The 13,526-nt window shown below is 48.6% G+C and carries 9 protein-coding genes and 4 tRNA genes; 11 read left to right on the top strand and 2 right to left on the bottom strand.

The genetic code is table 11. From position 1 onward, the window contains the following. Nucleotides 1–32: 32 nt before the first annotated feature. Both uvrB and ELR70_RS09435 read right to left on the bottom strand, forming a co-directional pair. Complete coding sequence (uvrB, locus tag ELR70_RS09440) at nt 33–2,045, bottom strand: excinuclease ABC subunit UvrB (RefSeq protein ID WP_054017306.1); 2,013 nt, start codon at nt 2,043–2,045, stop codon at nt 33–35. After that, nucleotides 2,042–3,421 (bottom strand): MATE family efflux transporter, encoded by a 1,380-nt coding sequence (locus tag ELR70_RS09435; RefSeq protein ID WP_054017305.1) that lies wholly within the window; start codon nt 3,419–3,421, stop codon nt 2,042–2,044. Before ELR70_RS09435 ends, uvrB begins: the two co-directional genes overlap by 4 nt. A gap of 1,119 nt (nt 3,422–4,540) precedes the next feature. Between ELR70_RS09435 and ELR70_RS09430 the strand changes: the two genes are divergently transcribed. From ELR70_RS09430 to ELR70_RS09380, 11 genes are all read left to right on the top strand, one after another. Continuing rightward, nucleotides 4,541–4,617: transfer RNA gene (locus ELR70_RS09430), tRNA-Asn, on the top strand. Between the two features lie 19 nt (nt 4,618–4,636). Further along, nucleotides 4,637–4,713 (top strand) — tRNA-Asn (locus ELR70_RS09425). Between the two features lie 34 nt (nt 4,714–4,747). After that, nucleotides 4,748–4,824, top strand: a tRNA-Asn gene (locus ELR70_RS09420). A 21-nt stretch (nt 4,825–4,845) separates the two neighbouring features. Continuing rightward, nucleotides 4,846–4,922 (top strand) — tRNA-Asn (locus ELR70_RS09415). Between the two features lie 195 nt (nt 4,923–5,117). After that, nucleotides 5,118–7,061 carry an EAL domain-containing protein gene (locus tag ELR70_RS09410; RefSeq protein WP_054017304.1) on the top strand — a complete coding sequence of 648 codons (1,944 nt, stop codon included), beginning with the start codon at nt 5,118–5,120 and terminating at the stop codon, nt 7,059–7,061. Between the two features lie 171 nt (nt 7,062–7,232). Next, the gene (gene rsxA / locus ELR70_RS09405; protein WP_010386487.1) at nt 7,233–7,814 is read left to right on the top strand and encodes an electron transport complex subunit RsxA; all 582 of its coding nucleotides are present in this window, start codon (nt 7,233–7,235) and stop codon (nt 7,812–7,814) included. Nucleotide 7,815: 1 nt separating this feature from the next. Continuing rightward, a complete protein-coding gene (gene rsxB / locus ELR70_RS09400) occupies nt 7,816–8,370 on the top strand; it encodes an electron transport complex subunit RsxB (protein WP_054017303.1) in 555 nt (184 codons plus the stop codon). A 9-nt stretch (nt 8,371–8,379) separates the two neighbouring features. Next, nucleotides 8,380–11,115, top strand: a complete 2,736-nt coding sequence (gene rsxC / locus ELR70_RS09395) for an electron transport complex subunit RsxC (protein WP_054017302.1) — start codon at nt 8,380–8,382, stop codon at nt 11,113–11,115. Next, the gene (gene rsxD, locus ELR70_RS09390) at nt 11,112–12,170 is read left to right on the top strand and encodes an electron transport complex subunit RsxD (protein WP_054017301.1); all 1,059 of its coding nucleotides are present in this window, start codon (nt 11,112–11,114) and stop codon (nt 12,168–12,170) included. The genes rsxC and rsxD overlap by 4 nt, the downstream gene beginning before the upstream one ends. Then, nucleotides 12,167–12,808, top strand: a complete 642-nt coding sequence (gene rsxG / locus ELR70_RS09385) for an electron transport complex subunit RsxG (RefSeq protein WP_054017300.1) — start codon at nt 12,167–12,169, stop codon at nt 12,806–12,808. Before rsxD ends, rsxG begins: the two co-directional genes overlap by 4 nt. Beyond that, entirely contained in the window at nt 12,801–13,499 is a 699-nt protein-coding gene (locus ELR70_RS09380; protein ID WP_054017299.1) for an electron transport complex subunit E, read from the top strand. Before rsxG ends, ELR70_RS09380 begins: the two co-directional genes overlap by 8 nt. Nucleotides 13,500–13,526: the final 27 nt, after the last annotated feature.

Genomic DNA, 13,526 nt, shown 5'->3' with positions numbered 1-13,526 from the left:
AAAAGCGCAGCCCTTGCTGCGCTTTATTGTATTTAACTTTTCAGCAATTGTTGCTGCAACAGATGCACTTCATCTCGTATTGCAGCCGCCTTCTCGAACTCCAACTCACGTGCGTATTGCATCATCTGAGACTCTAGCTGCTTTATCTGCTCAGTCAATTCAGCAACACTGTGTGTTTGCTTAGAAGGTGTTGCCTTTTTCGACATTTTCGGCATAACTTTAGACTGCTCTGCCGAGACTTCTTCACCCAAATCCATTACATCTGTGATTTTCTTCACTAAGGCTTGCGGTTTTAAGCCATGCTTTTCGTTGTAAGCATGCTGAATAGCTCGACGTCGCTCTGTTTCATCAATTGCCTGACGCATAGATTTGGTGATCGAATCCCCATACAAAATGGCTTTACCATTGATGTGCCGCGCAGCCCGACCAATTGTCTGAATAAGTGACCGTGCTGAGCGCAAGAAGCCCTCTTTATCCGCATCCAGAATGGCAACCAATGAAACCTCTGGCATATCCAGGCCTTCACGTAGCAAGTTAATGCCAACCAAGACGTCAAACACTCCTTTGCGCAGATCCCGGATAATTTCCATTCGTTCTACGGTATCAATATCAGAGTGTAAATAACGTACCCGGACATCATGGTCATTGAGGTAGTCGGTAAGATCTTCTGCCATACGCTTGGTCAGAGTCGTAACCAGAACACGCTCCTTGAGCTCGACACGACGATAAATTTCAGATAAGAGATCATCAACTTGAGTTGCCACGGGGCGTACTTCCAGTTCCGGGTCTAACAGCCCCGTAGGGCGGATCACCTGCTCGGCCACTTCACCACTGGATCTATTGAGTTCATAGTCCCCAGGCGTAGCAGAGACATAAATAGTCTGCGGTGCAATCGCTTCGAACTCTTCAAATTTCAGTGGGCGATTATCCATGGCAGAAGGTAGCCTGAACCCGTACTCAACCAGGTTCTCTTTGCGGCTGCGATCCCCCTTATACATGGCACCAATCTGTGAAACGGTGACATGAGATTCGTCAATGATCATCAAGGCATCATCTGGCAAATAATCCAGCAAGGTCGGTGGTGGCTCTCCAGGTGCACGACCAGATAAGTAACGGCTATAGTTTTCGATGCCTGAGCAATAACCCAACTCGGTCATCATTTCAATGTCATACTGTGTGCGTTGTGCGACCCTTTGCTCTTCTATCAACCGATTGTCAGTCAATAACTTGTTGCGCCGCTCTTTGAGCTCAAGTTTGATTTTTTCAATCGCATCAAGAATTTTTTCACGCGGTGTAACATAGTGAGTTTTAGGATAAATAGTGGCCCGAACTAAGTGTTTTTCCACAGCGCCGGTTAGTGGGTCAAACATGCTGATACGCTCGATTTCTTCATCGAACATTTCTACTCTGATAGCATAGGTATCTGATTCTGCGGGGAAGATATCAATTACCTCGCCTCTGACCCGATATGTGCCGCGGCTAAAATCCATATCGTTACGGGTATACTGAAGTTCAGCCAAACGCCTGAGCATTGCGCGCTGTTCCATAGTTTCGCCCACTTTAAGCAACAGCATCATCTTCATATATGAATCTGGATCGCCCAAACCATAAATGGCAGAGACAGATGCAACGATAATCGTATCCCGACGCTCCAGCAATGCTTTTGTCGCAGACAAACGCATCTGTTCTATGTGCTCATTGATTGACGCATCTTTCTCTATAAAGGTGTCACTGGCCACCACATAAGCTTCTGGCTGGTAATAATCATAGTAAGATACGAAATACTCAACCGCATTATTAGGGAAAAATTCTTTCATCTCACCATACAGCTGCGCTGCCAGTGTTTTGTTATGCGCCATGATGATGGTTGGCCGATTCAGGGTATGGATAATATTAGCCATGGTAAAGGTTTTACCAGTTCCGGTAGCCCCCAGCAGAGTCTGATGGGCCAAACCCGCTTCCAATCCGTCACAGAGCTGAGCTATTGCCGTAGGCTGATCACCACTGGGTGAAAAGTCCGAAACCAGGTCAAATACATCACTCATACCACTTCCTCCTGTCGTGTGCTTAGCTGCATTGCTGCTAACGTACTGGTGAACCATTTATACGCCAATATGGCAGTAAATAGATTACCAAATGCAGCACCGATAAATAGCCCCTGAATGCCAGCAAAGTGAGAACCCAGATAGGCACATGGTATATAGAAGACAAACAACCTAACCACACTTAATACTAATGCGCGCATTGGCTTATGCAATGCATTGAACGATGAGTTAGTCAGGATGATTACCCCTTGCAAGCCATAACTTAAGGGTAAGGTATAGATAAATAATTTAATGATCTCGACAACTTGTGGTTCATCACCAAAGGCCTGACTGATCCAATGGGAAGCCGTAATGAGCAATATATAAATACCAAATTGCCACGCCATGACAAACTTCAGAGTGGTACGATATGCGTCTTCAACTCGCTGATATTTCTGTGCTCCGAAATTTTGACTGACAAAAGGAGGCAGGGTCATAGACAAAGCTAACACCACCAGACTGGCGATGGATTCGATACGGCTACCAACACCAAAAGCGGCCACGGCCTCTGCACCATACGTGGCGATAATCGCCGTCATGACCGCCATCGCTATTGGCGTGAGCATATTGGCCCCTGCAGCTGGCAATCCAATCTTTAATATTTTACTGGTCGCCTGAACAATGCTCTGTTGCGGACTGGATAATTGTAGTAAACGCTTCTTAACTGCCAGCAGATATAAAATAAATACTACGCCTACGCTCCAGGCAATCACACTGGCAATGGCCGCCCCTTTGACACCTAATTCAGGAAATGGACCATAGCCAAAAATCAGCAAGGGATCCAAAATGGCGTTAATCAGTCCGCCCAAACCCATAATCAAACTTGGCGTTTTCGTATCACCACTGGCTCTGAGGATTGAGTTACCAATCATCGGCATAATCAGAAATACAGCGCCCGCAAACCAGATTGAAATATAGTCATAGATATAAGGCATGGTTTGCGCACTGGCACCCAGCAAGGTAAAAATAGGCTCTATCGATGCGTAACCAATGGCTGATAAAATTGCCACCATCACCGCAGATACCAGCAGTGCAACAAAGCCATCGAATTTAGCTTCTTCCATGTTGTTGGCACCTAAGGCTTTTGCAATGACCGCAGATGTTCCAATACCCAACCCGATGGCAAGACTAATAACAGTAAAAGTTACTGGGAAGGTAAAACTCACAGCCGCTAGAGGCTCTGTGCCGAGTAAGCTGATAAAAAAAGTGTCGATTAAGTTAAAACTCATCAGAGTGATCATGCCAAAAATCATGGGAACGGTCATACGTCTGAGCGTTTCCACGATTGACCCATTGAGAATATCACTACCGGGATTTGATTGACGAACTGCGGACATAGTTTGCTTTACCTCATTTGGAAGCGAGTATTCTAATGGATCACTTTCGATGATGCACTTAATTAAACATCCAGCCTGTGCGGATTAAACAGCTGTTATGTATTACGTTTGGCACTGCTACCAGGGTTTAGTCCAAAACGGCCATCGCATGACAATATCCTGCTTTGACGACAAACGAGTGAAGCGGTTAAGTTCGCGGATACCTGGCAGTGCATTAAAAATTGTTTTATTGGGGTATTTCACACCAACTCAAACATTTTTAGCAAAAAGTTGGTTTTTTAGAAAAACAGAACTTGATTCGGGTCACTTTTTGCACATCTATGGGGCGAGGACGAAATAAATCCGTCATATTGTGCATTTCTCGTTCCAGTATGGTGCAAATTAAATAACCACTTGAAATGTAACAACTAATTATTTTTCATCAAAACACTTGCATCGTCGCTATGCCGCGGAATATATGGCGTTGTAGCACTTTTTAAAGTTTAATAAACAATGTTATCCACAGATTCCGTGGATAACTTATCACAGCCTTTAAAAATAAAGGCCTAGCTCGCGATCCAAATGAAGGATCGCGCCCTTGCACCTGATCATCAGCTTATTCGATCTGGATCGAGTCACATTTCAAGGAAAGATCCAGCGCTGCTAGACCAATATCAAAATATTGCAAATTGGTAGCAACGACCCCAAAAAACACCTAAGCAATTGATAAAAAATGACTTTATATATTTTAGAACATTTATATGCAATAATTCTGTATATATTGGGTAATTTTTGTGCAATAAATTCCAATTATACTGTATTGTTATTCGATCATTTTCACGATCTTCGCGGGATCTCAAACCACAGACAAATCGGATCTCTGTTAAAGTGCAAAAAAAGTTCGCTTCGAACAAAATAACGACATAAGCATCAAAAATTATACATTTCGTAACTTTGTCCCACTCTGACTAGTTATCCCCTTCTCTCATTAGAAGGGGTCCAAATAGCTTAAAGGCAGCTAAAAAAGGGGCAAATCGAGCATTAATTCAACGAACGAACTGATTTTTTACAATTCAATGATTTTTATTGTTGACACCTTGCCTAGCGGTCATTAATATTTCGCCCCGTTGAGAGACATGCTTCCCCTTAGCTCAGTTGGTTAGAGCGACGGACTGTTAATCCGCAGGTCCCCCGTTCGAGTCGGGGAGGGGGAGCCAATCTTTCAATATAAACGATTCCCCCTTAGCTCAGTTGGTTAGAGCGACGGACTGTTAATCCGCAGGTCCCCCGTTCGAGTCGGGGAGGGGGAGCCACTTATTTTGGCTCATCGTTATTTACTCAAAAAGTTCCCCCTTAGCTCAGTTGGTTAGAGCGACGGACTGTTAATCCGCAGGTCCCCCGTTCGAGTCGGGGAGGGGGAGCCAATTTGAGTAACAGCATTTTGTTCCCCCTTAGCTCAGTTGGTTAGAGCGACGGACTGTTAATCCGCAGGTCCCCCGTTCGAGTCGGGGAGGGGGAGCCATCTCATTACATTCCCTTCTTTTTACTTAATCTCAGCTTTCTTTGTATTGGCAATTGTTCGATTATATTAGACTTTTTCCAATGAATGCTCTACCCTACAGGCATTCTAGGCGGCTATTTCACTCCTCAAAAATGCTGCTAAAGCAAGTCAGTCGACGAACGGAATTTAATCCCAGTTTCAGGTAGATGAATAACAATGGCAGGTTTTAAAAAACTCATATTTCTCCAGCTCGTTTCCTGGATTGTTTTTTCTGCGCTTGGTAGCTTCTTAATTGCAAGTAGCTTTGACAACGCCGTCAGCAGAGCCCAGCAAAATGCACAGAGTATGGTAAGTAACTATATTCAGGAAAAAACTATGGCAGATGTCACGCCAGAGCATATTCGCTTGTCTCTTGGCAGTGGCAATGTGTTTTCTTCCTTTATAGTGCGCGACTTTGCAGGTCAAACCGTACTAAACATCAATACCCAAAGCGAAATGCCAGTGTTAGCGGGCATTATTGCCGACACACTAAACTCTATCAGACCTCAGTTTGCGGTTAATAAAAGTAAAGACATCAAAATTGAATTTTTGATCAATGTGCAGAGTCAGGCTGAACTGTTACAGCAGGCGCTCGTTTTCATGACCATCATCTCCGCACTGATGGCCTTTATACCCATCTTCTATATGAAGACAATTTACCGCAAGCTCAACCGCAATGTGAGTATGACAGTTGCCGATGCTGTAGACATCTATATTACGCAAAACCAAGTAACTGAAAGCATAGATCAGGATTTCAACACCAATAAAGTGGCTGAACTTGGTGCTGAGTTGGCGCCCTCTTTCAATCGCCTTGCCCACTTTTTGAAGAGCAAGCAGGAAGACATTAAGTCTGCGGCACAGTCTATCAAGCAAGAAGCCTATAAAGATGTGGTGACCGGACTTGGAAACCGCAATATGTTTGTTGAGTACTATGAACACCAAATTGAGTCCGCCAGCGATAAGAGTTTCGGCTCACTGGCGATGGTGCGTTGTAGTGAACTGCAAATGATTAACCAAACTCGTGGTTATCAGAAAGGCGATTTGTATATTAAGGGGATTGCCGACATCGTCAAACATGTCAGCGGTACTTACACCGGTAGTCAGGTGTTCCGTCTCAACAGCTCTGATTTTGCGGTTATCTTACCTAATATCCCGTCTAAAGAAGCTGAACGCTTTGGTGAAACCCTGCAAGCCAGATTCACACAGTATCAGCAAAACCAGGAATTAAGTTCGGTTGCGAACACAGGTATTGTCCCTTATGAGTCTGGCAAGCCCTTAGGCGAGTTGCTATCCGTTGTGGACAACGCAATGAGTATGGCACAAAGCAAGCAAGCCAACGCCTGGCACCTACAACGCGAAACCGATTTGGTGAATAATGTCGGCGCGGGTTTCGGGAATCAAAACTGGCGACGTGTTATTCGTGAAGTCATTGAAAGCCGTCGCGTTATGCTAATGATGCAAAACATTATGCCAATTGGTAAAAATGTTAAAGCCTATGCCGAAATACAAGCACGCTTTAAAACCGAAGACGGGCAAATGCTACCCACAGCCTCTTTCCTCGCTATGGCCGAGAAATTGGAAATGGCGGTAGAAATTGATCAACTCATCATCGACACCTCAATCGAGATGATTAAGTCGCGCAATTTCAATGAGAAGTTCTTCGGGATCAATGTAACCGCCTCCAGTGCGCACAGCGACCAGTTTGTTATTTGGCTTGAGCGACGCTTGTTAAAAGAAGCCAACCTGGCATCTAAGCTTATCTTTGAAGTCAGCGAATTCGGATTGCAACAGAATATCAAAGCCAGTAAGCGCTTTATTGATATGGTACACCGGGTTGGTGCTCGGATAACCGTTGAACGGTTCGGTGTTGGACTCACATCCTTTAAGTTCTTCCGCGACCTGAAACCCGACTTTATTAAGATGGATGCCAGCTATACCCGGGGACTGGAAGAGGACAAAAACAACCAGTACTTTATGCGTCTGATGGTCGACCTGGCTCACCGCATCGGGGTCAGTGTGTTTGCCGAAGGAGTCGAAAGTCAGGAAGAAAAACACATAGTTGAAACCTTATGTCTGGATGGCGTTCAGGGTTACTACATCGAAAAGCCAAAAGAAATTTAATACTCTGATGACAAAGGGGCGAGTCTGTCGCCCTTTTGTCAACTTTACTAGCCATTTTTAACAAACTTTCCCCCTCTCTCCCGGCTAAATGCTGTGATCTCAGGCCCGAAATTGTTAGAATTCTCAGTCTATTCTGGTTCTCTGTAAATTCATTCACACTAAGGGGCAAGCATGACAGAGTATATTCTGTTGCTTATTGGCACAGTGCTGGTAAATAACTTTGTATTGGTGCAATTCCTCGGCTTGTGCCCGTTTATGGGTGTCTCAGGCAAACTCGAAACCGCTATTGGTATGTCACTCGCGACCACCTTCGTTCTGACATTGGCTTCTGTCACCAGCTACCTGGTCAATCAGTACATTTTGCTTCCCCTGGATCTGACTTTCCTGCGCACCATGAGCTTTATTCTGGTGATTGCTGTGGTTGTGCAGTTTACAGAGATGGTCGTTCGTAAAACCAGCCCCACTTTGTATCGCTTACTTGGCATCTTTTTGCCGCTTATCACCACCAATTGCGCGGTGTTAGGGGTTGCGCTGCTCAACATCAAAAACGATCACACCTTTATTGGTTCGGCAGTATATGGGTTCGGCGCGGCCGTTGGCTTTTCACTGGTGTTGGTGTTATTTGCCGCACTGAGAGAACGTCTGGCCGTCGCAGATGTACCAGCACCGTTTAAAGGTGCCTCAATTGCCATGATCACAGCCGGACTGATGTCATTGGCCTTTATGGGTTTTTCTGGATTGGTGAAGTTCTAAGATGACACTGTTTTATGCACTTATTGCCATCGGCGCACTGGCGCTGGTTTTTGGCCTTATTCTCGGCTACGCCGCTGTTAAGTACCGCGTTGAAAGTAACCCGATTGTTGATCAGGTAGATGCCATCTTACCGCAAACACAATGTGGTCAGTGTGGTTATCCTGGTTGCCGCCCCTATGCAGAAGCGATTGCAAATGGGGACGACGTAAACAAATGCCCACCAGGTGGCGAGGCAACGGTGAAAAAATTGGCCGATTTAATGGGCGTTGAGGCCAAACCCCTGGCCGGTGGCGAAGAAGCCGAGCCCATTAAAAAGGTTGCCTATATACGCGAAGATGAGTGCATTGGTTGCACTAAGTGCATTCAGGCCTGTCCGGTTGATGCCATCGTCGGCGCGACCCGGCAAATGCATACCGTCATTGCAGACGAATGTACCGGCTGCGACCTGTGTGTCGACCCCTGCCCTGTCGATTGTATTGATATGATCCCGGTGGCACCAACCGTCCAAACCTGGAAGTGGCAAATTGACGCCATTCCTGTAAAGCAAATCGACTAAGAGGTTTAAGTGGAAACTTTACTTGAGCAAATTGAACACGGTAAACTGTGGCAGTTTCCCGGTGGCATTCATCCACCGGAGCAAAAATCTGTGTCAAATCAGGCGAGTATTGGTCGTATTCCCCTGCCCGACTATCTGGTGCTACCTCTGAAGCAGCATATTGGAGCCAACGGTCAGCTGCTGGTAAATAAAGGGGACACCGTACTAAAAGGTCAGGCACTAACCCGCCCGGGCGCAAACTGGTCATTGCCTGTGCATGCCCCTACTTCAGGGGTGATCTGTGACATCAAACCTATGCCTTCAGCACACCCTTCCGCTTTGCCTGAGTTGAGTATCGTACTCACCCCGGACGGCAAGGACAGCTGGTGTGAACTTAGGCCGGTTCCGGACTTCACCCAGCTCGATAACCAGGCATTAATCGACATTATTCACCATGCTGGTATTGCCGGGATGGGCGGCGCGGGTTTTCCAACCTATGTCAAAGCAGACAGCGCAAAGCATAAACCTGTTGAATTTTTAGTGGTCAACGGCGTTGAATGCGAGCCTTATATCACCGCTGATGATCTGCTCATGCGCGAACATGCCGAGCAAATTGTACAGGGCATAGAGATTATGCAGCACCTGCTAAATCCGGAGTATGTGCTGGTTGGCATTGAAACCAATAAACCTGAAGCCATTCAGGCGATGACCGCAGCGGCGGCTCACAATAATAAAATCCTAATACGCGGTCTACCGGTGAAATACCCCTCGGGTGGTGAGAAACAATTGATACAGGTACTGACCTCTAAAGAAGTCCCCAGCGGTGGAATACCTGCCGATGTTGGCGTTTTGGTACAGAATGTCGGTACTTTGTTTGCCGTCAGCGAAGCCGTATGCAAAGGCAAACCGCTGATTGAACGCGTGGTAACTGTGACCGGAAACACCATCCAGACACCACAAAATGTCTGGGCACTGCTAGGCACAGAGATTAAGCACTTACTTACTTGCCAGGGCTTTGAACCTGTAACTGAACAGCGAGTTATCATGGGGGGGCCTATGATGGGTTTTACCCTGCCAACGGTACGAATTCCAGTCGTAAAAACCACTAACTGTATTCTGGCACCGGATAACCAGGAGCTGGCCGTTGCCGGCCCTGAGCAGGCATGTATTCGTTGTAGCGCTTGTGCTGATGCCTGCCCTCAAACTCTGCTGCCACAACAACTACAGTGGTTTGCCAAAGGCAAAGAGTACGACAAGCTGGAAGAGCACAATTTGTTCGACTGTATTGAGTGCGGTGCCTGTGCCTATGTTTGTCCAAGTGAAATCCCGCTGGTGCAATATTATCGGGTTGCCAAAGCCGAGATCCGCGAACAAAAGCTCGAAAAAGTGAAGGCAGAGCGTGCTAAAGAACGCTTTGAGGCACGTAAAGAACGACTCGAGCGGGAGCAGGAAGAACGTCAGAATCGTCATAAGCGCTCAGCTCGCAGCAGTACCCGCAGTGCAGAGCAAAGCGATAAAGTCAGCGCCGCAATGGAGCGCGTCAAACAGAAAAAAGACAGCCAGTCTGCTGTACAAGCCGCGATTGAGCGGGCCAAAGCCAAAAAAGCGGCCGATGGCACGCTGGAGCCGGACAATTCAGAAGTGGCACTGGAGCGTGCTAAGCGCAAAGAAAAAGCGCGTCAGTACAAAGCAGAAAAAGACGCACAAGCTGCACCTGAGATGCATGCCGGCGGAGAAGGCTCACGCAAAGATGCCGTTGCCGCCGCCATAGCAAGGGCTAAAGCTAAAAAAGCAGCACAACAAAATGACGCGACTGACTCTTTTGCTGCCACAGCAGAGGATCCGCGTAAAGCCGCTGTCGCTGCTGCCATTGCACGCGCCAAGGCGAAAAAGTCAGCCCAACAGGACAACGAGGCGACGCCGTCGCAAAGCGACACAGGAGCCGAAGATCCTCGCAAGGCTGCTGTGGCCGCCGCCATCGCCCGTGCTAAAGCAAAGAAAGCCGCCAAAGAAGCCGAACAGCAAATAGACGCTAAGCCAGCCGATTCTACCGCTGAACCGGAAGATCCTCGCAAGGCCGCTGTCGCCGCTGCGATTGCCCGTGCTAAGGCAAAGAAAGCCGCCAAAGAAGCCGAACAGCAAATAGACGCTAAGCCAGCCGATTCTACCGCTGAACCGGAAGATCCTCGCAAGGCCGCTGTCGCCGCTGCCATTGCCCGTGCTAAGGCGAAGAAAGCCGCCAAAGAGGCCGAACAGCAAGCAGACGCAGAACCTAGCGATACACCTTCTGAGCCGGAAGATCCCCGTAAGGCCGCCGTCGCTGCTGCGATTGCCCGTGCTAAGGCGAAGAAAGCCGCCAAAGAGGCCGAACAGCAAACAGACGTAGAACCTAGCGATACACCTTCTGAGCCGGAAGATCCCCGTAAGGCCGCCGTCGCCGCTGCAATAGCCCGTGCTAAGGCGAAGAAAGCCGCCAAAGAAGCCGAGCAGCAAACAGACGCAGAACTTGTCGAGGCACCCGTTGAGCCGGAAGATCCCCGCAAGGCCGCCGTTGCCGCTGCGATTGCCCGTGCTAAGGCGAAGAAAGCCGCCAAAGAGGCCGAGCAACAAACAGGTATAGAACCTGGCGACGCGCCTCAGAGCACTCATGAAGCGCCGCTTAGCGCCGAAGAAAAACGTCAGGCCGCGATTAAAGCCGCTGTTGCACGCGCAAAAGCAAAAAAGCAGGCCGCAGCCGAAGACCAAGAAGGAAATGATCCGTCATGAAATTAACCATGGCTTCATCGCCCCACAATCACAGCCACAAAACCCTCAGCCGCCTGATGCTGACGGTTATCGCCGCCTGTATCCCGGGTATTCTGGTACAAAGTTACTTTTTTGGCCCCGGCACCCTGTTTCAGCTCTTGCTGGCACTGTTAACGGTCAGCGCGACCGAAGCCGCAATGATGAAACTGCGCAACCGCCCAGTGTGGCCAACACTCAGTGACGGCAGTGCCTGGCTGACTGCCGTACTGCTTGCTGTGAGCATTCCGCCTCTGGCTCCCTGGTGGGTCACCGTAATTGGCTGTGTGTTTGCCATTGCAATAGTTAAACAGCTCTATGGCGGGCTGGGCTTTAATCTGTTCAACCCCGCCATGGCCGCTTATGTGTTGCTGTTGATCTCATTTCCGGTGCAAATGACCAGCTGGACACCCATTATCGAAATACAGGCAACGCCGCTGTCAACCGTGGATCAACTGGTGCTCATTTTTACCGAACAAACCCTGTCGGGCATCCCGCTGGCAGAAGCGCGTCAGGTGATTGATGGCACAACCTCAGCCACACCGCTTGACCATGTGAAAACGGCCGTATCACAAAATCTGACTGTTTCAGAAGCCACTAACAATGTCGCGTTCGGCGACTATGCCGGGCAAGGCTGGCAGTGGGTTAACCTGGCTTACCTGTTGGGTGGTTTGTATCTGCTAAAAACCAAAGTCATTAACTGGCATATCCCGGTGGCATTTATCGTGACCCTGGCGGTGTGCAGCGGCATTGGCTATGTTTTGTCACCTGCAGCACAGGCGGGTACGCTTTTCCATCTATTCAGTGGTGCAACTATGCTGGGCGCGTTTTTTATTGCCACCGATCCGGTATCGGCCAGTACCACCAACCGTGGCCGTTTAATTTATGGTGCGCTGATTGGTCTATTGGTTTATCTGATCCGCCACTTTGGTGGCTACCCGGATGCCGTCGCTTTTGCCGTGCTGATCATGAACATGGCGGTACCTTTGATTGATTACTATACGCAGCCTCGTACTTACGGGCATGGAGCAAGCTCATGATCCTGTCATCGATGAAAAAGAACGGCCTGATCCTGACCGCCTTTGCACTGGCGACCACCGGCAGTGTTGCGCTGGTACAAACCTTTACAGCGCCAGAGATTGCCAAACAGGAACAACGCCACCTAATGCGCATATTGACCCAGGTCATTCCAAAAGCGCAATACGACAACGAGCTTTACCTCGATTGTACTTTGAGTGAAGCTCCAGAGCTTGGCCCCAATGGCCCGCATATTATCTACCGCGCGCGCTTACAGGATGAGCCAGTCGCCTTGCTGGTGCAACATATCACCCCTCGTGGCTATAGCGGTAATATCGACATACTGAGCGCGGTCTATAACACAGGTGAAATTGCCGGTGTGCGGGTCACTCGCCACGAGGAGACTCCCGGGCTTGGCGATAAAGTAGAACTGGCCAAATCTGACTGGATCACCCGTTTCAGGGGAACAACCGTGACCCAGGAGCAAGACCCCGCTTTTAATGTACAAAAAGATGGCGGACAGTTTGACCAATTCACCGGCGCAACGATTACACCACGCGCCGTAGTGCAAAGCGTCAATGCCGCTGCCTGGTATGCTCGCAGCAACTTTGACGCGCTGTTCGCAGAGCCAAACCACTGTCAGGAGACCATCGATGAGTGAATTTAAACAACTCGCCCATGAAGGTATGTGGAAGAATAACCCGGCACTGGTCCAGCTACTGGGTCTGTGCCCGTTGCTGGCCGTCACCAGCACGATAACCAACGCTTTGGGCCTGGGGCTGGCCACACTGCTGGTATTGGTTGGCTCCAATGTCACGGTTTCCGTCGTGCGAAACTGGGTACCTAAAGACATTCGGATCCCGGTATTTGTGATGATCATCGCCGCCTTTGTAACCATAGTGCAGCTGCTAATGAATGCTTACACTTTCGGTCTGTACCAGTCACTTGGCATCTTTATTCCGCTGATTGTGACCAATTGTGCCATCATCGGCCGGGCTGAAGCCTATGCCTCAAAAAATACGCCCCTGTTATCAGCTTGGGATGGGGTCATGATGGGTCTGGGATTTGGTGCTGTACTGGTATTACTGGGAGCCATGCGTGAGCTGATTGGTCAGGGCACGCTGTTTGATGGCGCCAACCTGCTACTGGGAGATTGGGCAACCGCATTACGCATCGAAGTCATAGAGTTCGACAGTCAGTTTCTGGTGGCCATTTTACCGCCAGGTGCCTTTTTAGGGTTGGGGTTAATCATCGCTGCCAAAAACTATATTGATGCACGTAAAGAGGCCCAGGCTGAGCCCGTCGCCAGTTTGGAAAAAGCGCCCCGTGCCCGTGTCACCAGCTTAGATTAACGCGCGGTGGGAGAGCCGTCACTCTCC

The sequence above is a fragment of the Pseudoalteromonas sp. R3 genome (assembly GCF_004014715.1).
GTDB lineage: Bacteria > Pseudomonadota > Gammaproteobacteria > Enterobacterales > Alteromonadaceae > Pseudoalteromonas.
This window is presented reverse-complemented; position numbering and strand designations above follow the sequence as displayed.

Bases quoted from the DNA above. Each gene is read 5' to 3' on its own strand.
- uvrB (WP_054017306.1), bottom strand. From the start codon at position 2,045: ATGAGTGATGTATTTGACCTGGTTTCGGACTTTTCACCCAGTGGTGAT.
- ELR70_RS09380 (WP_054017299.1), top strand. From the start codon at position 12,801: ATGAGTGAATTTAAACAACTCGCCCATGAAGGTATGTGGAAGAATAAC.
- rsxG (WP_054017300.1), top strand. From the start codon at position 12,167: ATGATCCTGTCATCGATGAAAAAGAACGGCCTGATCCTGACCGCCTTT.
- rsxA (WP_010386487.1), top strand. From the start codon at position 7,233: ATGACAGAGTATATTCTGTTGCTTATTGGCACAGTGCTGGTAAATAAC.
- rsxB (WP_054017303.1), top strand. From the start codon at position 7,816: ATGACACTGTTTTATGCACTTATTGCCATCGGCGCACTGGCGCTGGTT.
- rsxD (WP_054017301.1), top strand. From the start codon at position 11,112: ATGAAATTAACCATGGCTTCATCGCCCCACAATCACAGCCACAAAACC.
- ELR70_RS09410 (WP_054017304.1), top strand. From the start codon at position 5,118: ATGGCAGGTTTTAAAAAACTCATATTTCTCCAGCTCGTTTCCTGGATT.
- ELR70_RS09435 (WP_054017305.1), bottom strand. From the start codon at position 3,421: ATGTCCGCAGTTCGTCAATCAAATCCCGGTAGTGATATTCTCAATGGG.